Origin of the sequence: Roseateles saccharophilus, assembly GCF_004342485.1 — a bacterium.
Classification (GTDB): Bacteria; Pseudomonadota; Gammaproteobacteria; order Burkholderiales; family Burkholderiaceae_C; genus Pelomonas; species Pelomonas saccharophila.
Genome location: NZ_SMBU01000011.1, coordinates 119,604 through 140,249, shown reverse-complemented (window position 1 = coordinate 140,249; position 20,646 = coordinate 119,604). Strand labels below are relative to the sequence as shown.

General features: G+C 70.7%; 23 protein-coding genes. 16 read left to right on the top strand and 7 right to left on the bottom strand.

The genetic code is table 11. The features are described from left to right. The first annotated feature begins 29 nt into the window (after positions 1 to 29). Positions 30 to 2,813 carry an XrtA/PEP-CTERM system TPR-repeat protein PrsT gene (gene prsT / locus EV671_RS11970; protein WP_132571548.1) on the top strand — a complete coding sequence of 928 codons (2,784 nt, stop codon included), beginning with the start codon at positions 30 to 32 and terminating at the stop codon, positions 2,811 to 2,813. Here prsT and EV671_RS11965 read toward each other — a convergent pair whose 3' ends face one another. Then, on the bottom strand, positions 2,814 to 4,091 hold the full coding sequence (locus EV671_RS11965) for a D-amino acid dehydrogenase (RefSeq protein ID WP_132571547.1): 1,278 nt from the start codon (positions 4,089 to 4,091) through the stop codon (positions 2,814 to 2,816). A gap of 17 nt (positions 4,092 to 4,108) precedes the next feature. Then, a complete protein-coding gene (locus EV671_RS11960) occupies positions 4,109 to 4,735 on the bottom strand; it encodes a LysE/ArgO family amino acid transporter (RefSeq protein ID WP_132571546.1) in 627 nt (208 codons plus the stop codon). Between the two features lie 73 nt (positions 4,736 to 4,808). On the opposite strand from EV671_RS11960, the gene EV671_RS11955 reads away from it, so the two are divergent. Beyond that, a complete protein-coding gene (locus EV671_RS11955; protein ID WP_132571545.1) occupies positions 4,809 to 5,714 on the top strand; it encodes a LysR family transcriptional regulator ArgP in 906 nt (301 codons plus the stop codon). Here the strand turns inward: EV671_RS11955 and EV671_RS26735 are convergent, their stop codons facing one another. Continuing rightward, positions 5,715 to 5,891: a hypothetical protein gene (locus EV671_RS26735; protein WP_165917541.1), complete on the bottom strand. Its 177-nt coding sequence runs from the start codon at positions 5,889 to 5,891 to the stop codon at positions 5,715 to 5,717. It lies immediately after the preceding gene. 296 nt (positions 5,892 to 6,187) lie between these two features. Between EV671_RS26735 and EV671_RS11950 the strand changes: the two genes are divergently transcribed. From EV671_RS11950 to EV671_RS11930, 5 genes are all read left to right on the top strand, one after another. Next, a complete protein-coding gene (locus EV671_RS11950) occupies positions 6,188 to 6,409 on the top strand; it encodes a hypothetical protein (protein WP_132571544.1) in 222 nt (73 codons plus the stop codon). A gap of 245 nt (positions 6,410 to 6,654) precedes the next feature. After that, positions 6,655 to 7,410, top strand: a complete 756-nt coding sequence (locus EV671_RS11945) for a hypothetical protein (protein WP_132571543.1) — start codon at positions 6,655 to 6,657, stop codon at positions 7,408 to 7,410. Between the two features lie 92 nt (positions 7,411 to 7,502). Continuing rightward, entirely contained in the window at positions 7,503 to 7,724 is a 222-nt protein-coding gene (locus EV671_RS11940) for a PqqD family protein (RefSeq protein WP_132571542.1), read from the top strand. 6 nt (positions 7,725 to 7,730) lie between these two features. Further along, positions 7,731 to 8,594 (top strand): HprK-related kinase A, encoded by an 864-nt coding sequence (locus tag EV671_RS11935; protein WP_132571541.1) that lies wholly within the window; start codon positions 7,731 to 7,733, stop codon positions 8,592 to 8,594. Then, positions 8,591 to 9,694: a nucleotidyltransferase domain-containing protein gene (locus EV671_RS11930; protein WP_132571540.1), complete on the top strand. Its 1,104-nt coding sequence runs from the start codon at positions 8,591 to 8,593 to the stop codon at positions 9,692 to 9,694. The genes EV671_RS11935 and EV671_RS11930 overlap by 4 nt, the downstream gene beginning before the upstream one ends. Positions 9,695 to 9,702: 8 nt before the next feature. On the opposite strand, the gene ypfJ is transcribed toward EV671_RS11930, so the two are convergent. Beyond that, positions 9,703 to 10,563, bottom strand: coding sequence for a KPN_02809 family neutral zinc metallopeptidase (ypfJ, locus tag EV671_RS11925; RefSeq protein WP_132571539.1), 861 nt, complete (start codon positions 10,561 to 10,563; stop codon positions 9,703 to 9,705). A gap of 129 nt (positions 10,564 to 10,692) precedes the next feature. Between ypfJ and EV671_RS11920 the strand changes: the two genes are divergently transcribed. Together EV671_RS11920 and EV671_RS11915 are read left to right on the top strand one after the other, a co-directional pair. After that, positions 10,693 to 11,490, top strand: coding sequence for a head GIN domain-containing protein (locus tag EV671_RS11920; RefSeq protein WP_165917540.1), 798 nt, complete (start codon positions 10,693 to 10,695; stop codon positions 11,488 to 11,490). 22 nt (positions 11,491 to 11,512) lie between these two features. Beyond that, positions 11,513 to 12,154, top strand: a complete 642-nt coding sequence (locus EV671_RS11915) for a hypothetical protein (RefSeq protein WP_132571537.1) — start codon at positions 11,513 to 11,515, stop codon at positions 12,152 to 12,154. On the opposite strand, the gene EV671_RS11910 is transcribed toward EV671_RS11915, so the two are convergent. Beyond that, positions 12,144 to 13,793: an alkaline phosphatase family protein gene (locus EV671_RS11910; RefSeq protein WP_132571536.1), complete on the bottom strand. Its 1,650-nt coding sequence runs from the start codon at positions 13,791 to 13,793 to the stop codon at positions 12,144 to 12,146. The two genes, EV671_RS11915 and EV671_RS11910, sit on opposite strands and share 11 nt — an antisense overlap. Before the next feature lie 118 nt (positions 13,794 to 13,911). Between EV671_RS11910 and EV671_RS11905 the strand changes: the two genes are divergently transcribed. Next, positions 13,912 to 14,673, top strand: a complete 762-nt coding sequence (locus EV671_RS11905; RefSeq protein ID WP_132571535.1) for an enoyl-CoA hydratase/isomerase family protein — start codon at positions 13,912 to 13,914, stop codon at positions 14,671 to 14,673. 94 nt (positions 14,674 to 14,767) lie between these two features. After that, a complete protein-coding gene (locus EV671_RS11900; protein WP_056266878.1) occupies positions 14,768 to 15,004 on the top strand; it encodes a hypothetical protein in 237 nt (78 codons plus the stop codon). Positions 15,005 to 15,166: 162 nt separating this feature from the next. Here EV671_RS11900 and EV671_RS11895 read toward each other — a convergent pair whose 3' ends face one another. Next, on the bottom strand, positions 15,167 to 15,727 hold the full coding sequence (locus EV671_RS11895) for a thymidine kinase (protein ID WP_132571534.1): 561 nt from the start codon (positions 15,725 to 15,727) through the stop codon (positions 15,167 to 15,169). 180 nt (positions 15,728 to 15,907) lie between these two features. On the opposite strand from EV671_RS11895, the gene EV671_RS11890 reads away from it, so the two are divergent. The 5 genes from EV671_RS11890 (at position 15,908) to EV671_RS11870 (ending at position 19,276) form a co-directional block, all read left to right on the top strand. Continuing rightward, entirely contained in the window at positions 15,908 to 16,096 is a 189-nt protein-coding gene (locus tag EV671_RS11890; protein ID WP_338139932.1) for a hypothetical protein, read from the top strand. Between the two features lie 85 nt (positions 16,097 to 16,181). Then, complete coding sequence (locus EV671_RS11885) at positions 16,182 to 16,832, top strand: hypothetical protein (protein WP_132571532.1); 651 nt, start codon at positions 16,182 to 16,184, stop codon at positions 16,830 to 16,832. Further along, entirely contained in the window at positions 16,829 to 18,052 is a 1,224-nt protein-coding gene (locus EV671_RS11880) for a glycoside hydrolase family 19 protein (protein WP_132571531.1), read from the top strand. Before EV671_RS11885 ends, EV671_RS11880 begins: the two co-directional genes overlap by 4 nt. 61 nt (positions 18,053 to 18,113) lie before the next feature. Continuing rightward, positions 18,114 to 18,602 (top strand): MarR family winged helix-turn-helix transcriptional regulator, encoded by a 489-nt coding sequence (locus EV671_RS11875; protein ID WP_132571530.1) that lies wholly within the window; start codon positions 18,114 to 18,116, stop codon positions 18,600 to 18,602. Further along, positions 18,599 to 19,276, top strand: a complete 678-nt coding sequence (locus EV671_RS11870) for a GNAT family N-acetyltransferase (RefSeq protein ID WP_132571529.1) — start codon at positions 18,599 to 18,601, stop codon at positions 19,274 to 19,276. The genes EV671_RS11875 and EV671_RS11870 overlap by 4 nt, the downstream gene beginning before the upstream one ends. Here EV671_RS11870 and EV671_RS11865 read toward each other — a convergent pair. Beyond that, a complete protein-coding gene (locus EV671_RS11865; protein WP_132571528.1) occupies positions 19,260 to 20,639 on the bottom strand; it encodes an efflux transporter outer membrane subunit in 1,380 nt (459 codons plus the stop codon). The two genes, EV671_RS11870 and EV671_RS11865, sit on opposite strands and share 17 nt — an antisense overlap. Positions 20,640 to 20,646 lie beyond the last annotated feature (7 nt).

Below are 20,646 nucleotides of genomic sequence, written 5' to 3'. Positions count from 1 at the left end.
AACACAATCCGCGCCGACAAGGAGACCCCATGAAATCGCGCGCCCTCGCCCTCATCCTGCTTGCCGCCCTGGCTGCCTGTGGCCAACGCTCCGAGCAGGACCTGCTCGCCGCCGCGCGCAAGCACCTGGAGCAGAAGGATGCCGCCGGCGCCGCCATCGAGCTGAAGAACCTGCTGCAGCAGAACCCCGACAGCGTGCAGGGCCGGCTGTGGCTGGGCAAGGCGCTGCTGGAGGGGGGCGACATGGCCGGTGCCGAGATCGAGCTGCGCCGGGCGCAGGAGCTGGGCGCGCCGCGCGACGAGCTGATCCCGTTGCTGGCCGAGACGCTGCTGAACTCGGGCCAGTCGCACAAAGTCATCGGCGAGTTCGGCGACCAGAGCCTGGCCGACCCGCAGGCCATGTCCGGGCTGCAGCAGCAGCTGGCGCTGGCCTATCTGAGCCAGGGCAATGTGCCCGATGCCAAGGTCGCCGCCGCGCGCGCGCTGCAGCTGACACCCGATGCCGAGGGCGCCGTCATCGTCAACGCGCGCACCAAGCTGGCCGCCAACCTGCCCGACGAGGCCCTGGCCGCGCTGGACGAGCTGCTGACGCGCAACCCCAAGGCCGCCAAGGCCCTGCTGCTGAAGGCCGAGGTGCTGCTCGCGAGTGGCAAGCCCGAGGCCGCCGAGCCGGTGCTGAGCCGGGTGCTGGAGGTGGAGCCGGGCAGCTACGACGCCCGCTCCCTGCTCGTGCGCCTGGCCTTCGGCCGCCAGAAGCTCGACGTCGCGACCAGGCTGGTCGCCGAGATGCCGCCGGGGCTGGCGAAGAAGCCGCAGGGCCGCTTCCTGCAGGCCCAGCTCGCGCTGGCCAAGGGCGACGCCGCCAAGGCCCGCGAGCTGGCGCTGCCGCTGCTCAAGCTGATGCCCAACTACCTGCCGCTGCTGCGCCTGGCCTCGGGTGCCCACCAGCAGCTCGGCGAGCTGGCCGATGCGGAGAACCTGCTGAACCAGGCGCTCAAGCTGGCGCCCACGGACCTGGCGCTGCGCCGCCAGTACGCCAGCCTGCAACTGCAGCGCCGCGCGCCGGCCAAGACGCTGGAGGCGCTGCGCCCGCTGCTGGACAGCGGCAAGGCCGACGCTGAGAGCCTGTTGCTGGCCGGCAAGGCCCAGCTGATGCAGGGTAATTTCGAGGCGGCCGACCAGGCCTTCGCCGCCGCCGCCAAGCTGCGCCCCGACGACCCCAAGACCAGCGCTGCGCTGGCGCTGTCGGTCATCGCGCGTGACACCGTCGGCGGTGGTGCGTCCAAGGCCAAGGCCGATGCGGCGCTGAACCAGCTGCGCGACATCGCGGCCAAGGACACGGCCGGCAGCAACTACGACCTGATGCTGATCAACGCGCTGACGCGCCGCGGTGACCTGCCCGCCGCGCTGGCCGCCATCGACAAGCTCGCACCCAAGATGCAGGGCAGCCCGGTGCCCGACGGCCTGCGCGGCCGCATCGACCTGGCGCGCAAGGACACGGCCGCCGCCCAGGCCGCCTTCGAGGCCGCGCTGAAGGCCGATGCCGGCTATCTGCCGGCCGTGCTCGGCCTGGTCGCCATCGACATCCAGGCCGGCCGCAACGATGCGGCCATCAAGCGCCTGGAGGGCTTCGTCGCGAGCCAGGCGCATGCGCCGCAGGCGCGCCTGGCGCTGGCCGAACTGCTGCTGCAGACCAAGGCGCCGCCCGAACGCGTCACCGAGGTGCTGGCAGCCGGCGTGCGCGCCGAGCCCACCGAGGCCGGGCTGCGGCTGGCGCTGATCGACCAGAAGCTGCGCCTGGGTGACACCGCCGGTGCGGCCCAGGCCGCGCAGGAGGCCGCGGCCGCGCTGCCGCAGAACCCCGACCTGCTGGAGCGCCTGGCGCGCACCCAGCTCGCGTCCGGCAACAGGGGCCAGGCCGGCAAGACCTACACCCAGCTCACGGCGCTGGCGCCGTCGCGCGCGACCGGCTGGCTGGGCCTGGCCCAGCTGCGCTTCATCGAGCAGGACTACGCCGGCGCCGAGCGCGAGGTCAAGCGCGCGCTGGAGGCCGAGCCCGCCTCCGTCGTGTCCCAGCGCATGCTGATCCAGCTCGCGGTGCGCCAGGGCCATGTCGACGAGGCGCTGGCCGCGCTGCACGAGCGCCAGAAGAAGAACCCGCAGGAGGCCTATGCGCTGATCGCCGAGGCCGACATCGAGGCCGGCCGCCAGCATTTCGATGCGGCCATCGCCGCGCTGCGCAAGGCTGCCGCGCTGCGCGAACCCAACGACGCCGCACCGCGCCTGTTCGCGATGCTGCTGGCCGCGAAGAAGCGCGACGAGGCGCTGGCCTTCGAGACCCAGTGGCAGGCGGCCCATCCGCAGGACGCCGGCTTCGCCGTGGCCGCGGCCGACGTGACGCTGGCGCGTGGCGACATGGACGGCGCGCTGACGCGCTACGAGGCCCTGCTCAAGCGCAGCCCCGACGCCATCCCCTTCATCAACAACGTGGCCTGGCTGCGCAGCAAGGCCGGCAAGCCGGGCGCGCGTGAACTGGCCGAGCGCGGCCTGAAGCTCAAGCCCGACGACAGCGCGCTGCGCGACACCTATGCCACGGTGCTGGCCAACGACAAGGACTTCGCCAAGGCCGTCGGCGTGCAGCGCCAGCTGGTCAGCGACCAGCCGGATCAGCCCATGTACCGCCTCAACCTCGCGCAGATCCTGATCCAGTCCGGCGACAAGGCCGCCGCCAAGGTCGAGCTGGACGGCCTGGCCAAGCTGGGCGCCAAGTTCCCGCAGCAGAAGCAGGTCGAGGCGCTGCTGAAGACGCTCTGATCAGACGCCATAGAAGCCGAAGGCCATGGCCGGCCGGCGGCCGGCGATCAGCTCGGCCAATGCATGGCCCGAGCCGGCGCCATGGGTCCAGCCCAGCGTGCCGTGGCCGGCGTTGATCCACAGGTTGCGCGCCTTCTTGCTGCGGCCGATGCAGGGGATGTTGTTCGGCGTGCTGGGCCGCAGGCCGGTCCAGTAGTTGGGCTCGGTGAGGTCGGCCACGCCGGGGAAGAGTTCCTCGTAGCGCCGCACCAGCGCCGCGCAGCGCACCTTGGCTGTGGCCGAGTCGAGGTTCAGGTCGAAGCCCGACAGCTCGGCCGTGCCGGCGATGCGGATGTGCCCGCCCAGCCGCGAGATCGCGATCTTGCGTGTGTCGTCCAGCAGGCTGACGACGCTGGCCGCCTCGGGTTTCTTCAGCCGCAGCGTGGCCGAATAGCCCTTGGCCGGGTAGATGTTCAGGAACTCGCCGAGCGGGCGTACCAGCGCGGGCGTGTAGGAGCCCATCGCGGCGACGAAGGCGTCGGCTGCAAGCAGCCGGCGTTCGCCGCTGCGGGTGTGGGCGATCCGCGCGGCCTCGACGCCGCCACCGTCATCACGCCGGAGGTCGAGGATGTCGTGCTCGTACAGGAAGGTCGCACCGCGTCCGGCGCACAGGCGCGCGAGCTTCTGCGTGAAGACCTTGGCATCGCCGCTCTCATCGCTGGGTGTGAAGGTGCCGCCGAAGATGCGGCTGCCGAAGGCGGCCAGCGCCGGCTCGACCTTGAGCACCTCGTCGCGGCCGAGCACGCGGCGGTCCACGCCGTGGCGGCGCATGATCTCGGCGCCGGCCGCGCCGTTGTCGAAATCGGCCTGGCTGGAGAAGAAGTGCAGGATGCCGCGCTCCAGCCGGTCGTACTCGATGCCGGTGCGGGCCACGAGGGCCTTCAGCGCCTCGTGCGAATAGCGGCCGAGCTGCACCAGCTCCTCGACATTGCGCTCGAAGGCGGCCGTCGTGCACTGTGTCAGGAAGGCCAGGCCCCAGCGCCACTGGTTGGGGTCCAGGCGCGGGCGGAACAGCAGCGGCGAGTCGTCGCGCAGCAGCCACCTGGCCACCTTGAAGGGCGCGCCGGCATTGGCCCAGGGCTCGCAGAAGCTGACCGAGATCTGCGCGCCGTTGGCGAAGCTGGTCTCCAGCGCGGCGTCGGCCTGGCGGTCGACGACGATGACCTCATGCCCCTCGTCCAGCAGATACCAGGCGGTGGCGATGCCGATGATGCCGGCGCCGAGAACGACGATCTTCATGGCTGTCCTTCGAGTTCTTAGGGCTGGAGCAGCAGTTGTAACCCCAGGCCGCCCATCAGCAAAGCGACGAGGGCGTCGATGACGCGCCAGGTGTTGCCGCCTTGCAGCCAGGGCGCCGCGGCGACAGCGCCAAAGCCGAGCAGCCCGAACCACATTGCCGATGCGAGTCCGGCACCGGCGGCGAAGGCCGCGCGCAGCCCGGCCGGCTGGCGCGCGCCCAGGCCGCCGAGCAGCACGACGGTGTCGAGGTAGACGTGGGGGTTGAGGTAGGTGAGGGCGAGGGTGGCCGACAGCGTCGCGCCCAGGCTTGACGCGCTGCCGGCGGCCTGCAGCCCCGCCATGGGTCGCCAGGCGCGCCGTGCCGCCAGCAGCGCATAGCCGAGCAGGAAGGCCGCGCCGCCGAAGCGGAAGGCGTCCAGCAGCCATGGGCGGGCCTGGATCAGCGCGCCGAGGCCGAAGACGCCGAGCGCGATCAGCAGCCAGTCCGACAGCGTGCAGACCGCGACGACGGCGCCGACATGCTCGCGCCTCAGGCCCTGACGCAGCACCAGCGCGTTCTGCGCGCCGATGGCGAGGATGAGGCCGGCGCCCATGGCCCAGCCCTGGGCGAAGACGGCGGCGGCGGTGGCGGGCGGCGTGTGCATCCGCGGATTCTGCTCAGCCCGGCCTTTGTAAAGAAGCTGCATTCATATTATTCGCAATACATTAGTTGTTCTTATGAACGAGTTCGATCCGGCCGCGCTCGACTGTCTGGCCGCACTGGCCGACGAACAGGGTTTCGAGCGTGCCGCTCAGCGGCTGGCCATCACGCAGAGCGCGGTCTCGCAGCGGCTGCGCGGCCTGGAGGCCCAGGTCGGCCAGCCGCTGGTCGTGCGCTCGCGCCCGCTGCGCCTGACCGAAGCCGGCAAGGTGTTGCTGCGTTTCGCGCGCCAGCTGCAGGCGCTGCGCGTGGACGTGGCGCGCGAGCTGGGCGAGCGCGTCGCGCCGCAGTCGCGACTGGCCATTGCGGTCAATGCTGACAGCCTGGCGACCTGGGTGCTGCCGGCGCTGGACGGTCTGGTGCAGCAGGGCCTGCGCGAGGGCTACGGGCTGGAGCTGGTCGTCGACGACCAGAACTTCACCCATGACCGCCTGCGCCAGGGGGCGGTGCTGGGCTGCGTGTCGACGGTGGCCGAGGCGCTGCAGGGCTGCCGGGTGCAGGCGCTCGGCGTCATGCGCTATATGGCGGTAGCGAGCCCTGACTTTCTGGCTGCACACCTGCCCGACGGCCTGCATGTCGGCAACTTCGCCGACACGCCCTTCCTGGTCTTCAACCGCAGGGACGACAGCCAGCTGCAGTGGGTGTCCCGGGCCTTTGGCGTGCGCTCACCGAGGCTGCGGGAGCGCTTCGTGCCGTCCAGCGAGGCCTATGTGAACGCGACCGTCATGGGCTGGGGCGTGGGCGTGGCGCCGGAAATCCAGGTCAGGCCCTTTGTCGAGGCGGGGCGGCTGACCGTGCTGAAACCGGAGATCGGTGTCGATGTGGCCCTGTACTGGCACCAGTGGCAGTTGCAGGGGCGCTTCGCGCTGCTGGACCAGATCGGCCAGGCCCTGGCCGAGGGAGCGCAAAAAGCCCTGGGCTGATCAGCGGGTGGTGGTGGGCGCCGAGGCGGCGCCATCGGCGGATGCTGCCACCTGGGCCAGCATCAGCGAGGCGGCGTCGCGCGGGCTGGACTGGACCGCCAGGGCCATCCCCAGCGTGCCGGCCACGACGAGGCCGATCACGCCATTGGCGAGCCATTTGAGTACTGCTGAAGTCATACGGGAAAGCCCGGGGGTCAGACGGAGGGCGGAGCTTAATCCCACCGGCGGCCATTTGGATCAACAAACCTGGGGAGCAATGTCTTCGATTTGCAATCGCGCAACGCCCGCCGGCTGACGCAAATCGGCCACAAACCCCGATGCCTATTGGGGCCGCGGCCCCCCCCGAGGTGTGTGGTATTTGCGGATGGGGCAATATTTACTCACAGATGGGGGGTTTTCTTGTCATATGTATCCCCCACACTGGCCGCACGGAGCCGATGCGGTTGTCGGCACTCCACCCCGAGAGGTTTGCCATGCGATTCGTTCCAGCGCTGCGTTTTTTCCGCCGTGACGCTGCCGTGCGCAGCGAACCCGATCCGGCCGACCTGGGTACCGCTTTCGGCCTGGACGCCTGCCTGGATGACGGCGCCATCAGCGAATACCGCAGCCAGCCGCCGAGCGATTTCCTCGAATCGCAATCGCCGCGGGTGGCCCAGGACTCGCCGCTGGGCTGGTTGTCCAGGCGCACCGCCTAGGTCCTGGCGCCCGGAGGACGGATGCGGCTCACCGCCGGTGCCGACGGGCGCTGCTGGAGGCCCGCGCTCCACCCAGCCCCGCGCCGCCCCGGGCTTCCGATCGCCAGGCGCGAAGGCGGCGTGTTTCACGCCCCGGTCGGTGGATTGCGCCTCACCCTGATTGGGGGGGGCGTCGATCCGGGCTCCGCCCGATAATTTGGCCGCGAGCACTGGGCTTGCACACGATAGGCACGCAGGGGAATTGCATGATCAGGAATCAGCTCGAAGGTGACCAGAACACGCCGCCCAGCGCGCCCGAAGTTGTCGACGCCGCGTTGGCGGCGTCCGTGAACGTCGGGCGCCGACGCCTGTTCCGTGGCATCGGCGGTGGCGCTGGCGTGCTGATGGCCGTCAGCGCGAAATCGGCGCTAGGGGGGAGCTGCCAGAGCCCCTCCGCCATGATGAGCGGCAACACCAGCCCGCGGCCTGGCACCGGCACCACCTGCTCCGGCGGCCTGTCGCCCGGCTACTGGGTCCAGCCTCAGCATTCGCCGAACTGGGTGACCGCCGGGGGCGTCTTCCCGCAGTTCGACGGCGCGGTGGTCACCTGCACGACGAGCCTGAACAAGGTCGGGTTCACCGACATCACCAACCAGGGAACGACGCTCCAGAGCGTCTTCACGGGCTGGACCCCTCAGGGCAGCTACCAAGGCCCCGTGAGCATGTGGTGGGTCATCGATTCGCCCAACGACACGATGTTCGGTGGGCCGGGCGGCATAGGCCAATTGCTGCGGGCCCTGAGCTGTGCATGGCTGAACGCCGGCTACTTCCAGAGCTCCTCCGCCAAATACCCGCTCACCAAGGCCCAGGTCGTCGACATGTGGGTACAGCTGAGCACCAAGGGCGGCTATTGCCCCGGCACGCTGACCTGCACCAAGCCCTGGTCGGCTTCCCAAGTCGTCTCGTACATCGAGGGCATGTACGACCAGAATGCGCCGGTCGACAACCTGTGCAAGAAATAGCGGATAGCTGCGCTGCCGGGTCGGCAGTGTGGTCCATCCGCTCGGGGCGCCTGCTCCGCTTCGGGCCGGCCTGGCCGGAGTCAGGCGACCGATTGACCTTTGATGCCTGCTCGGGCGACTACTGGGTGCTCGATGCGCTGGGGCATTACGTGGTGCAGCGCCTGCTCGATACGGGCGTCCTGTCGGCTGCTCAACTGCAGTCCGGCGCCGGTCGGACCCCCGGGTTGGCCGGCGACGTCGCCGAGCTTGAACCTGCGCTCGCGCGGCTGCGCGAGGCGGGGCTGATCCAACCGGCGCGCGTTTGCGTTGCTTGAGTGACGGTGTTCGACGCCACCCTGCACATCCCTCCCTTCAACGTCCGGCTCCGCTCGCCCTTTGCGGCCGTGCGCCGGCATGTGCACACCTTCTATCCTCGGTCCGTCCTGCCGCAGGACAGTCGCGTCTTCATCGACTTCGACATCGAGGTCCTGCCGGGCCGGGGGCTGCGCAGGGTCTGGCGGCCGCAGGCGCGCTTCCTGCTGGATGGTGCCGAACCCTTCTTTCCGCTGCCGGCCGCGCAGGCCGCGCCGATGTTCGAGTGGGGCATGAACTGGTGCGTTGCGCAGCGACCGATGGGCTGGCTCGTCATGCACGGGGCCGTGCTGGCGCGCGACGGCGCCGCCCTCGTCATGCCTGGCTTCCCCGGTGCCGGCAAGAGCACCCTGTGCGCGTCCCTCGCCTTCATCGAAGGCTGGCGCCTGCTCTCGGACGAACTCACCGTGCTGGATCCCTCGGACGGCCTGCTTGTGCCCCATCCCCGGCCCATCAGCCTGAAGAACAACTCCATCGGCGTCGTCACGGCCTTCCCGGGCGCACACCTGGGCCCGATCTACCGCGACACGCGCAAGGGGACGATCACCCACGCGGCCTGTCCACCGGCTTCGATGGCGGACGCAGCCCAGCGCGCACGCGCCGCCTGGATCGTCTTCCCGCGGTTCGAGGTGGGGGCCGCGCTGCGGATCGAGCAGATCAGCCGTGTCGAGGCCTTCACGCTGATCTCCGAGCAGTCCTTCAACGGCGAGCGCATGGGCGGCCCCGGCTTCGATGCCTTGTGTGCGATGTTCGACCACGTCACCTGCCACGAGCTGGTCTATGGGTCGACGGACGGTGGTCTCGAGGGCATCCGGCGGATCTGCACCCCATGAGTGCGTCAACGCAATCCCGCGTCGCGCTGCTGCAGACGCTGCGCGAGCCGCAGCGCGCGAACGCGCTCTCCGACGCCGACTGGTCGGCGCTTGTCGCCACGGCGCGCGACGCCAACCTGCTCGGCGCGCTGGCCAAACGGCTGGACGCCGCCGGTGTGCAGGCCTGCCCTCAGGCCCAGTTACACCTCGAGGGCGTGCGCCGGATGGGCGAGCGGCAACACCTGTCGATCCGCTGGGAAGCCCATCAGCTGCAGTCGGCGCTCGGTGAGCTCGATATCCCCGTCGTCCTGCTCAAGGGCAGCGCCTACGTCATGGCCTACCCGGAGCTCGGCCGGGGGCGCCTCTTTGGCGACGTCGACATCCTGGTGCCGCAGGACACGCTGGGCGATGTCGAGAGCCGCCTGATGCTGCACGGCTGGGTCAGCGCGAAGAGCGACCCCTACGACCAGCGCTACTACCGCGAATGGATGCACGAACTGCCGCCGATGAGCCATGTCCATCGCGGCACCGTGCTCGACGTCCATCACAACATCCTGCCGCGGACCGCCCGCAATGCGCCCGACCCCGCCGCCATCATTGCGCGCTCGCAGCCTCTGCCGGGCCTGCCGGCCCTTCGCATCCCCTGCCCCGAGGACCTGCTGGTGCACTGCCTCACCCACCTGATGCACGAGGGCGAGTTGCAGAACGGCCTGCGCGACCTGCACGATGCCGACCAGATGCTGCGCAGCTTCGCCGAAGTGGCGGGCTTCTGGGAGCGGCTGCAGGCCGTGGCCACCGGCAACGATCTGGCCGGCCCCGTCGCGTTGGGGCTGCGGCTGGTCTCACGCCTCTTCGGTACGCCCTTGCCGCCGGCATTGGTGGAGACGCTCGAAGCCGCGCTGGGGCCGTCCCAGTCTTGGAGCCGGTGGCTGGGCACCTACGAGGCGGCCTTGCTGGCACCAGCCACGGGCGCGGCCGGCCTGTGCGTGGCCTGGGCCCGGCAGCTGATCTATCTGCGCGCCCACTCGCTGCGCATGCCTGTGGGGCTGCTGGTCCGCCACCTGGCGCGCAAGGCCTGGATGCGAAGGCGAGCCGAGGCGGCCGGGAGCGCCGAGGGCTGAGGCGGCCCTCAGAGGGCCGACGCCGAGAACGTGTCGCAGGCCTTCAGGTCGCCGGCCGCGTTGCCGCGCTTGAACCAGCGCACCCGCTGGGCGCTGCTGCCATGGGTGAAGCTCTCGGGCACGACGGTGCCGCGGGAGTGCTTCTGCAGCGTGTCGTCGCCGATCTGGGCGGCGGCGTTCAATGCCGATTCGATGTCACCCTGTTCCAGCCAGCCCTTGCTGCGCTGGGACAGATTGGCCCAGACACCGGCATAGCAGTCGGCCTGCAGCTCCAGGCGCACGCTCATCGCATTGGCCTCGCGCTCGGACTCCTGGCCGCGGGCGCGGTCGACCTTCTCGGTCGTGCCCATCAGGTTCTGGATGTGGTGGCCGACCTCGTGGGCGACGACATAGGCCTGGGCGAATTCCCCTGGGGCGCCCAGGCGATCACGCAGCACGTCGTAGAAGCCCAGGTCGATATAGACCTTGCGGTCGCCCGGGCAGTAGAAGGGGCCCATGGCCGCTTCGCCGGTGCCGCAGGCGGTGGGGATGCTGCCGCGGAAGACCGTCAGCTTGGGCGCCGGATATTGCTGGCCGGCGCGCTGGAAATAGGCGCCCCAGACGTCTTCGGTGTCGGCCAGCACCACCTTGACGAAGCGGTAGGCCGGGTCCTGGGCATGGGAGTCCTGTGCCGGGGCCTGGACGGGTGCGCCGCCGCCGCTGAGCAGGCCCAGCACGGTCAGCGGGTTGATGCCCAGGGCCCAGGAGGCCAGCAGGGCGATGACGATGCCGCCGATGCCGATATGCCGCCCGCCTATGGGCAGGCCGCCGCCGCCGCTGCCGCGGGCGTCCTCGACGTTGTCGCTTTCACGCTGGCCTTCCCACTTCATGCCGGTCTCCTGTTGGTCGCGCCATCCTACGGCCCATCCCCGCCGCGGTGCAGTCCGTCGCCTGAGGCGGGCGGCCCGCTGGCGGGCTGGGGACACTGCGGCCCGCCCTGCCGACCAACGGAGCCCCGCATGAAACGCCTCGCCCTGCTGACCCTTGCCACCGCCCTTGCCGCCGGCGCCGCCTCTGCCGGCGACAACGACTGGCGATTGCGCATCAGGAAGGAGGTCGACGGCTGGTCGGCGAGCTTCAGCGGCCCGATGGACTATGGCAGCGGCAGGAGCCGGGTGCGCGGCTCGGGGGTCAAGGTCGAGAAGAGCCGGGCGCTCGCCGCCTTCACGAAGCTGCGCATCGACGGCCCCATCGACGTGCGGCTGAACCAGGCCGGCAGCGACCAGGCCACGGTCGTCGCGGACGACAACATCGAGCCGCTGATCGAGACGGTCGTGGAGGGGGACGCGTTGATCGTGCGGATGCGGCGCGACGCCGGCTTCACGACGCGTTCGGCGCCGCTCGTGCGCCTGGATGCGCGTGCGCTGCAGGCGATTGCCGTGAACGGCTCGGGCGACCTCGGCGTCGAGCATTTCAAGGGCGACAGCCTCGGCCTGAACGTGATCGGCTCGGGCGACGTGCATCTGGGCGCCGTCGAACTCAGGGAGCTGAACGTCAGCATCAGCGGTTCGGGCGATGTGCGCCTGGCCGGCCGTGCCGAGCAGCAGAGCTGGAGCGTCAGCGGCTCCGGCGATGTCGACGCCCGCTCGCTGTCGGGGCGCGCGGCCAAGGTCAGCATCAACGGCTCGGGCGACGTGGAACTGGGCGTCACCGAGCAGCTGGACGTGCAGCTGAGCGGCTCGGGCGACCTGAACTACGCCGGCCGGCCGCAGTTGCGCCAGAGCGTCAGTGGCTCGGGCGAAATCCACCGCCGATGACGCGACGGCCCAGAATCGGGCCGTGAACCAAGACAAGCCCTGGCCGCAGACGCAGGCCGATGGCCCGCTGCTGCTGGCCCTGTTCGATGCCGGCGACGGCCTGCTGCAAGCCAATGCCGCTTTCCGCCAGGCCTGGGGCCTGGCCGACACGGTCGCGCCGACCTGGGCCGGGATGGCCGAGGCGGCCCGCCGGGCCGGCGCCGGGCCGGTGGAACAGCTGCCGCGGCGAGGGCGCATCGCCCAGCGTGGCTACGAGCAGGCCTGGAGCGATGGCCGGCGGCTGTGGTGGGTGGAGCAGCGCCTGCCCGATGGCGGCCTGGCGCTGACCGGCGTGGACATCAGCGCGCTGGACCGGCCGCGCCCGCTGACGGGCCAGCTGCTGGCGGCGCAGGCCGGCCGCGAGCTGCTGCAGGCGCTGCTGGCCGACCCGCGCGCCTGGCCACTGTCCGTCGCGACGCTGGCGGCCGATGCGGACGCGGCTACGCTGCTGGCGCGCATCCGTGGCGAGGACGGCTGCATGCGGCTGGACGACGGGCGGCTGCTCGTCATGCTGCCGTCCACCGGGCCAGCCCAGGCCGCGGCCCTGGGTGAGCGGCTGGGTGCGCTGGTGCTGACCGAAGCCGTCTGGGGCGAACCGGCCGCGGCGTTGATCGCTAGGGCTTGAGTTTCAGGTCGTGACCCTGGGCCTGGGCCGGCGCGGGCAGGCCGGCGAGCGCGGCCAGCGTGGGTGCCAGGTCCGCGATCTCGACGCGCTCCTTCATTTCGCCCTGGCCGACATAGGCCGGACCCCAGAACAGCAGGGGCACATGGGTGTCGTAGCGGTGCGGGCTGCCGTGGGTGCTGCCGCCCGGGCGGTAGCTGAAGATCCAGTTGGGCTTGAGCACGATCTGCAGCTGGGCGGCGCGGCTCGGGTCGTAGGACTTGCGCATGGCCTCCAGGTAAGGCGTCGTCGTGTCGCTGCCCAGCAGCTGCTCGCGCGCGAACACGGCCGCCACGCCCGGCAGCTTCAGCAGCTCGTCGCGGGCGGCGGCTTCGACATCGATGAACTTCAGGCCGCGCTCGGTCGCCAGCTTCTCGTTCAGCAGCAGGCCCGAGGCGGAGAAGTTCCAGGCCAGCCTGTCGACGCCGAACTTCGCGGCCAGGCCGGCGTTCACGATGGCCAGCGACGGGCCGCTCGTGAAGCGCCCGGCATCGCGACCCTGGGTGGCGGCCCACTCGGGCGTGTCGGTGAAGCCGTGGTCGGCCGTCAGCGCCAGCACATAGTTGCCGGCGCCCACTTCCCTGTCGAGGAACTGGAAGAAGGCCTGCAGATGGCGGTCCAGCTGCAGCAGATGGTCGTGAGACAGGCGCGACTCGGGGCCGAAGGCGTGGTTGATGTAGTCGTGGCTGGACAGGCTGACCGACAGGATGTCCTGGGCGCCGCGCTGGCCCAGCTTCTCGTTCTTCACCGCGGCGCGGGCGAAGGCCAGCGTCAGCTCATCGCCGAAGGGCGAGGCCAGCAGGTTGCCGTAGAAGCGCGGGCCGGGCGCGTCCAGCTGGTCGCCGATGACGGCGGGCAGCCTGTTGCCATTGCCGCTGGCGATCTGCCAGGGCTGGCCGTCCGGCACGGAACGGGCGTAGGCGGCCTCGGGCAACAAGGGCGCCCAGGTCTTCTTGAAGAAGGCATCGGCCGGCTTGGCGGCGTTGAAGTCCTTCACCCATTGCGGCAGCGCGGCCATGTAGTAGGTGCTGGACGAGAACTGGCCGGTCTCTCCCATGTACATATAGGCCGTGCCCTTGTGGCCCGCAGGCAGGATGGCGCCGCGGTCCTTGCCCGAGATGCCGATGACCTTGGACTCCGGCGAGCGCTTGCGCAGCACATCGCCCAGCGTCTCGACCTTGAGGTTGCGCGGGCTGGTGCCGGCCAGCGGCGCCGTCGGGTTGTCGAGGTAGGTGTAGGCGGTGTCGCCGGTGTTGTAGACGGGCTCGTTGGTGAGCGGGTCGCGCCACTCGTTGCTGATGATGCCGCTGCGTTGCGGGTAGGCGCCCGACAGCATCACCGAGTGGCCGGCCGCCGTGACCGTGTGGCCGTGGCCGTAGTTGGCGTCGGAGAACCAGCGGCCGTGGTCCAGGAAGCGGGCGAAGCCGTCGGTGCCCAGCTGGTCGCGGTAGCCGGTGACCTGGCGCATCGGCAGGCCGTCGATGGCCACCAGCACGAGCAGCTTGGGCCGTTGCGGTGCGGGGGCCGGCGACGGCGCCGTGGCGCAGGCGCAAAGGGCGAGGGCGAGCGCCAGGCCCAGCAGGCGGCGGCGGGTATGCAACATGAAGGTTTCATGACGACGAAGGGGCTGCAAGCTTACGTCGTCACAATGCCCCGCTTGCCGATCCCATGATGCAGTCCACCGAACCTACCCCCAGACGCGCGCCGCTCGGAGGCTTCGCATGAGCCTCGGCCAGCCTCCCATGCTGCAGGTCGATGGCGGCGTTGCCCGCATCACGCTGCGGCGCCCGCGCCAGGCCAACCGCCTCGCGGTCGGCGACCTCGGCGTCTTGCGCCAGCTGCTCGAGGAGGTGGATGCAACGCCGTCCGTGCGGGCGCTGGTGCTGGCCGGCGAGGGGCGCCACTTCTGCAGTGGCTTCGACCTCGGCGCGCTCGGCGCCATCGATGCCGGCGCGCGCTTCGGCGAACTGGCCGATGCGCTGGAGGCCGTGCGCCCCATCACCATCGCGCGCCTGCACGGCGGCGTCTACGGCGGCGCGTCCGACCTGGCGCTGGCCTGCGACTTCCGGCTCGGCGGGCCGGCCGTCGAGATGTTCGTGCCGGCGGCGCGCATCGGCCTGCATTTCTACGCCGGTGGCCTGCGCCGCTTCGTCGATCGCCTGGGCCTGGCGACCGCCAAGCAGGTGCTGCTGGCCGGCCGCACGCTGGATGCGCACGCGCTGCTTTCCTGTGGCTATCTGGACCAGCTGCTGCCCGACGTCGACACGCTGGACGCTGCGCTTGCCGCCCTGACGACCGAACTGCTCGGCATGGCGCCGCTGGCCCTGCTGCCGATGAAGCAGCACCTCAACGCCATCGCCGCCGGCCGGCTCGACGCGGTGCGGCTGCAGGCCGACATCGAGAGGGCGCGCGACTCCGCCGATCTGGCCGAGGGACAGGCCGCCTGGGCGGGCAAAAGACCGGCCCAATTCAAGGGGTGTTGAAAGCCCTAGGGCGGATGGTTCGCTCATGGTGGAAAATACGGGGCCCGTGCGCCTGCCCGGCGCCTCCCCTACAACACTCTTCGACAGGACCAGCGTGGCCAAAGAAACCACCAAGACCACCATCGAAGCGGATGGTCTGCGCTACCGCTCCAAAGCCCCGGGCTCGCCGTTCGCGGCGACCTCCTCCTTCGGCGCAGCGACGATGTCATGCTTCCTCTGCGGCAAGCATCGCCCCCGCGCGATGCTCAAGTCCAAGAAGCTGCTGGGCAAGTCCCAGCCCGTCTGCTCGCCGTCCTGCAAGGAACTGGACGCGCAGATCGCCGCCAAATAGTGGCCCCCGGCCCGCGGGTAAGCGGGCTGACCCCCGAGGGGGTCGATTCATTGATGGGTCTTGGCCCCTCAATGAATCGAGCAGCGCCGTCTTGGGGCGGCCCGGCGGCGACGCTATTCAGGCACTACGCCTTGCATGTGCCCATGGGCGGCCGGCGGCCGCCTATCCCTGGCGGAAGCAACGGCCGCAGACCGAGCGATAGCGTGCATTGCCGCCGATCTCGACCTGGGCGCCCTCGGTGACCTTGCGGTTGCTCGCGTCGACGCGCATGTTCATCGTCGCCTTGCGGCCGCAGTCGCAGATGGTCTTCATCTCGTCCATCTCGTCGGCCATGGCCAGCAGGGTGGCCGAGCCCGGGAAGAGTTCGCCCTGGAAATCCGTGCGCAGCCCGTAGCAGATGGCCGGCAGATTGCGCAGATGCGCCATCTCGTGCAGCTGCTGCACCTGGCGCTTGGACAGGAACTGCGCCTCGTCGACGAGGATGCAGGCGATGCCGGGGCTGTCGTCCATCAGTGCGATGAAGTCGGTGCCGGCGTCGAACTGCTCGACCTCGCGCTGCGGCCCCAGCCGCGACGTGACATAGCCGCGGCCATAGCGGTCGTCCAGCCGGGCGGTGAAGATGCGCACGCGGTGGCCGCGCTCCTCGTAGTTGTGCGCCACCTGCAGCAGAGCGGTGGATTTGCCGGCGTTCATCGCCGCATAACGGAAAAACAGCTTGGCCATGGGGTCGGGGGGAGCAGGCGCGCATTGTCCTGCGGCCCGCCCCCTCAGGTCGGGGCAGGGAAAGCCCGCGATTTCGGGCGGCGGGGGCAACAACCTGGGGCTTGCGAGGTGGTGCTGTCATCTTCCCTGTGCGTCAATGTTCGTTTCGTCCTGACCCGAACGAAGATGAGCAAAGACACCGTGACCGCGGTTCGCGAAGATGGCCTGCGCTACCAGTCCAAAGTGGGCGGATCGCCCTTCCTTGGCAGTGGCCACACCCGCTCCTGCTTCAAGTGCGGCAAGCACCGCGCGCCGACCAGCCTGCAGTCCATCCGGCTGCTCGGCCGCAACGAGGTGGTCTGCAAGCCCAGCTGCAAGACCCTTCCATAGCTCGCAGGCTTCGTTAGTCGGAAGGATGTGGCGGCCGAGGCCGCCCGCCTAAGCTCCGCCGGTCAAATCTGACCGGGAGCCTGGAATGCCGATTCCATTGATCGCTGCGGCGCAGTCGGCGATTGCGCCCCGGCTCGCCCAGAAGGGGCTGGACCTGCTCAGCGGCGTGTTCCGCGGCCCGCCCGACCAGGGCGCCGCCGAAATTGCCCAGCTCATCCACGACAAGACCGGCATCGACATCAACGACGCCGCCGAGAACAAGCTGACGGACGCCCAGTGGGCCCGGCTGAAACAGTTCGAGTTCGAAACCCAGGACCGGCTGCTCGCGCTGCGCCAGCAGGGCGACGGCGATCGCATCGAGCTGGAACGCATCGCCGCCGCCGACCGTGCCAACGCGCGCCAGCTGCAGCAGGCGGCGATGGCGAACCAGGACCCCTGGGTGAGGCGCTTCATCTACGTCTACGCCAGCGTCATCACGCTGCTGACCTTCGCCTTTATCTTCGTGGCCGCCTTCGGGCCGCGCTACGAGGCCAATGACCCGCGCTCCCGCGTCATCGACACGGTGCTGGGCTTCCTGCTCGGCGTGTCGCTGTCGGCCATCATCCAGTACTTCTTCGGCTCCAGCGCCGGCAGCAAGGCCAAGGACGAGAGGATAGGTCAGCTCGGCGACGCGATTCGCGCGCAGAGCCACGCCATCCAGGGCGATCCCGGCAGCGACCGTGGAGGCCGCTCGTGAACGGCCTGGTGCGCGAGCAGTCGGTCTTCATGCAGCAGCTCGGCGAACTTCTGCGCCGGGCCGATGCCGAGGGCTTCGGCGTCGCCGGCGGCGAGCTCTACCGCACGCCCGAGCAGCAGGCGCTCTACATCCAGAACGGCCGCAGCGCGACGATGTCCAGTCAGCACCTGAAGCGCCTGGCCATCGACCTGAACTTTTTCCGTGAGGCGGGCGACGGCAGCGCCCAGCTCGTCAGCGACGCCGAGGCGCTGCGGCCGCTGGGCCAGTACTGGGAGGGGCTGGACCCGGCCAACGTCTGGGGCGGCAACTGGGGCAGCTTCAAGGACCTGACGCATTTCGAGCGCCGCGATGCCCCGGCTGCCGCGCCCGCGCCCGCCGCCGCGTTGGCGGCGCCTGCGGCGGCCGGCCCGGTGCGCGGCAAGGGCCTGACGACGGGCAGCGTGGGCGTGCAGTGCAGCAACGTGCACGACGACGTCGAGACCGTGCAGCAGCTGCTCAACCTCTGCGGCGAGGCCGGCCGGATGACTCTGCCGGACGGCCCGCTGACCTGCGACGGCGCCTTCGGCCAGAAATCCCTCACCGCCATCATGGCCTTCCAGCGCAGCGCCCTGGCCCAGGCCGAGCCCGACGGGCGCGTCGACGCCAACGGCGCGACGCTGCTGAGTCTGTGCGAATCCCTGCCCGACGCGATGCTGCCACCCTGGTTGGAGCTGCTCTTCCTGCGCGCCAAGGACAGCGATGCGGAAGACTTCTCGCCGCGCCTGCAGCAGGTCATGGCGGACCGCCACATCGACTCGCCGCTGCGCCAGGCCCATTTCCTGGCTCAGGTGGGGCACGAGTCCGGCGAGTTCCGCTTCCGCGCCGAGATCGCCAGCGGCCAGGCCTATGAGGGGCGGCTGGATCTGGGCAACACCCAGCCCGGCGACGGCCAGCGCTACAAGGGTCGCGGCCTGATCCAGCTGACCGGCCGCGCCAACTACGCCGAATACGGCCGCGCCATCGGCCGCGAGGCCGAGCTGCTCGAACACCCCGAGCTGGTCGAGACCGACCCCGGGCTCTGCGTCGACGTGGCCGGCTGGTTCTGGGCCCAGAAGAACCTGAACAGCCTGGCCGACGCCGACGACCTGACGACGCTGACCCGGCGTGTCAACGGCGGCCTCAACGGCCTCGACGACCGCCGCCGCCTGCTCATGCGCGCCAAGGCGCTGTTCGGCATCTGACGATCTCTGCTGCCGTGCCGCCGTTGACGGCTCTCGATCTATTGCATAGCATGATATGCATATGGATATCGAAGACGTCGTCAGGGAGCTGGGGCATCTAAGCCTGGGCACGCGGCTGAAGCGCATCGGCGAGACGCTGCAGGCACAGACGCAGGAGGTGCTGGCCGCGCGCGGCTTCGAGCAGCCGGCGGCCTGGTTTCCGCTGCTCGCGGCGCTGGACCGGCTCGGGGCCTTGAGCGTCGGCGAGCTGAGCCAGGCGGTGGGCGTCAGCCAGCCGGTCGTCACGCGCTCGCTGCGCGGGCTGGAGGACGACGGCCTCGTCGAATCTGGGACCGCCGAGGAAGACCGGCGCGTGCGCCGCATCGCGCTGAGCCGCAAGGGCCGCGGCCTGGTGCAGCGCTCCAAGGACCGGGCCTGGCCCGTCATCGAGGCCGCCGTGGCCGAGGCCTGCATCGGATTGAGGGGAGACCTGCTGGCCCAGCTGGCGGCGCTGGAGGACGCGCTGGCCGAGCAGCCGCTCGCCGAGCGCGTCAGGAGGCAGCAAGCATGAATCACGATCTCGATCAGCCTGTCTGGGCCAGCCTGCAGCATCAACCGCACTGGGCCGATGGCGGCGCGCTGGCGCGGCGCTTCAAGCCCGACATCAACCGCTTCGCCGCCGCGCGCGACGATGGCGCCGCCAGCCTGGCCGCGCTGGCCGAACTCGTGCGGCCGGGCGACGATGTGGTCTACCTGGCCCAGTCGCGGCCTGTCGCCGTGCCGCCGGGCCTGGTGGCAGTCAAGACTGCGGCCGCGGTGCAGATGGTGGCGATGCGTGCCGTCGAGGGCGACGAGGCCGGCATGCAGTTGCTGGGCGACGCCGATGCGGCCGAGATGCTGGCGCTGGCGACGCTGACCGAGCCCGGGCCCTTCCTGCCCCGCACGCACACGATGGGGCGCTTCGTCGGCATCCGCATCGATGGGCGCCTGGCCGCGATGGCCGGCGAGCGCATGCGCTTCCCCGGTTTTGTGGAGGTCAGCGGCGTCTGCACCCACCCCGATTTCCGCGGGCGTGGCCTGGCGCGCCGGATGTCGGCCGCCGTGACGGCCGACATCCAGCGCCGTGGCGCGCAGGCCTTCCTGCACGCCTGGGCGACGAACACCGCCGCGATCGCGCTCTACGAAAGTCTGGGCTTCGTCACGCGCACGGCAATGAACATCGCCGTGCTCAAGCGCCAGGGCTAGACCAGCCGCCGCCCAGCGCGCGGATCAGGCCGACCGTGGCCTGGTATTGCGCCGAGCGCACCTGCAGCGCGGCACGCTTGTTGGCGAGCTCGGTGCGGCGCGCATCCAGCAGTTCAAGCTGGCTGATGAAGCCGTTGCGATAGCGCGTGTCCGACAGCTTCAGCGCCTGTCCCGCTGCCGACACGGCGCGGGCGCTGGCCTCGGCCTGGGCCTGCAGCAGCGCCAGCGCGCCGAGCTGGTCCTCCACGTCCTTCAGCGCCAGCAGAAACTGCTCGCGCAAGGCGATGGTCTCGCCGTCGAGCTGGGCCTGGGCCGCGTTGACGCCGGCCTCGCGGCGGCCGCCGTCGAAGATCGGCAGCGCGCCGAGCAGGCCGACGCCCCAGGTGCCGGCGCCGCTCTTCAGCAGCCTGGACAGCTCGTTGGACACGCCACCGCCCTGGGCCGTCAGCTGCAGGCTGGGCCACCAGGCGGCGCGGGCCTCGCCGACGCGGGCCTGCGCGGCCTCGACCTGGCTGCGCGCGGCGGCCAGGTCGGGGCGGCGCTGCAGCAGCTCGGAGGGCAGGCCGGCAGGCACGGCGGGCAGGGCCGTCGCCCAATTGGCGGGCGCCAGGCTGAAGCTGGACGCCGGTTCGCCGACGAGGACGGCCAGGGCCGTCTCCAGCTCGATGCGGCGGCGGTCCAGCGCCAGCGCCTCGGCCTCGTTGGCGGCCAGCTCGGCGCGCACGCGGGCCAGGTCCAGGTCGGCCACGTCGCCGGCGCGGGCACGCTTCTCGGTCAGCGTCAGCGTCTCGCCGTAGGCGGCCACGGTGTCGCGCACGATGTCGCGCTCGGTGTCCAGCGCCCGCAGCGCGAGATAGCCGCGCGCCACGTTGGCCTGCACGAGCAGGCGGGCATCGGCCAGCAGCTGCTCGCGGGCCTGCACATCCAGCGCGGCGGCATTGCGCTCGTGCAGCAGGCGGCCGCCGAGGTCCAGCTCATAGGCCAGGTTCAGGCCGGCGCTGTATTGCGTCGCGGGCTGCGGCAGGAGCTGGCCCGGCGTGGACGAGCGGCCTGCGCCGGCCGACACGCCGACCTGCGGCAGGCGCGCCGCCTGCGCCGTGCCCAGCGCGGCGCGGGCCTGGGCCAGCCGGCTGGCGGCCGCCTGCACGCTGGTGTTGGCGGCCATCGCGCGGCCGACGAGGTCGTCCAGCACGGGGTCGGCAAAAGGCTGCCACCAGCTGGCGGTCAGCGCAGACGCGCCGTTCGCGGCCTGAGCCTTGTAGGCGGCGGGTGCCTGCGGCAGCTGCGACGGGCCGACGCTGCCGACCGAGGCGCAGCCGGCCAGCAGCAGGGCCGCAAAAAGCGGGGTCAGGTTCAATTTCATGATGAGG

Bases quoted from the DNA above. Each gene is read 5' to 3' on its own strand.
- ypfJ (WP_132571539.1), bottom strand. From the start codon at position 10,563: ATGAAGTGGGAAGGCCAGCGTGAAAGCGACAACGTCGAGGACGCCCGC.
- EV671_RS11930 (WP_132571540.1), top strand. From the start codon at position 8,591: ATGAGTGCGTCAACGCAATCCCGCGTCGCGCTGCTGCAGACGCTGCGC.
- EV671_RS11905 (WP_132571535.1), top strand. From the start codon at position 13,912: ATGAGCCTCGGCCAGCCTCCCATGCTGCAGGTCGATGGCGGCGTTGCC.
- EV671_RS11875 (WP_132571530.1), top strand. From the start codon at position 18,114: ATGGATATCGAAGACGTCGTCAGGGAGCTGGGGCATCTAAGCCTGGGC.
- EV671_RS11965 (WP_132571547.1), bottom strand. From the start codon at position 4,091: ATGAAGATCGTCGTTCTCGGCGCCGGCATCATCGGCATCGCCACCGCC.
- EV671_RS11885 (WP_132571532.1), top strand. From the start codon at position 16,182: ATGCCGATTCCATTGATCGCTGCGGCGCAGTCGGCGATTGCGCCCCGG.
- EV671_RS26735 (WP_165917541.1), bottom strand. From the start codon at position 5,891: ATGACTTCAGCAGTACTCAAATGGCTCGCCAATGGCGTGATCGGCCTC.
- EV671_RS11950 (WP_132571544.1), top strand. From the start codon at position 6,188: ATGCGATTCGTTCCAGCGCTGCGTTTTTTCCGCCGTGACGCTGCCGTG.
- EV671_RS11960 (WP_132571546.1), bottom strand. From the start codon at position 4,735: ATGCACACGCCGCCCGCCACCGCCGCCGCCGTCTTCGCCCAGGGCTGG.
- prsT (WP_132571548.1), top strand. From the start codon at position 30: ATGAAATCGCGCGCCCTCGCCCTCATCCTGCTTGCCGCCCTGGCTGCC.
- EV671_RS11910 (WP_132571536.1), bottom strand. From the start codon at position 13,793: ATGTTGCATACCCGCCGCCGCCTGCTGGGCCTGGCGCTCGCCCTCGCC.
- EV671_RS11895 (WP_132571534.1), bottom strand. From the start codon at position 15,727: ATGGCCAAGCTGTTTTTCCGTTATGCGGCGATGAACGCCGGCAAATCC.
- EV671_RS11870 (WP_132571529.1), top strand. From the start codon at position 18,599: ATGAATCACGATCTCGATCAGCCTGTCTGGGCCAGCCTGCAGCATCAA.
- EV671_RS11945 (WP_132571543.1), top strand. From the start codon at position 6,655: ATGATCAGGAATCAGCTCGAAGGTGACCAGAACACGCCGCCCAGCGCG.
- EV671_RS11920 (WP_165917540.1), top strand. From the start codon at position 10,693: ATGAAACGCCTCGCCCTGCTGACCCTTGCCACCGCCCTTGCCGCCGGC.
- EV671_RS11865 (WP_132571528.1), bottom strand. From the start codon at position 20,639: ATGAAATTGAACCTGACCCCGCTTTTTGCGGCCCTGCTGCTGGCCGGC.
- EV671_RS11955 (WP_132571545.1), top strand. From the start codon at position 4,809: ATGAACGAGTTCGATCCGGCCGCGCTCGACTGTCTGGCCGCACTGGCC.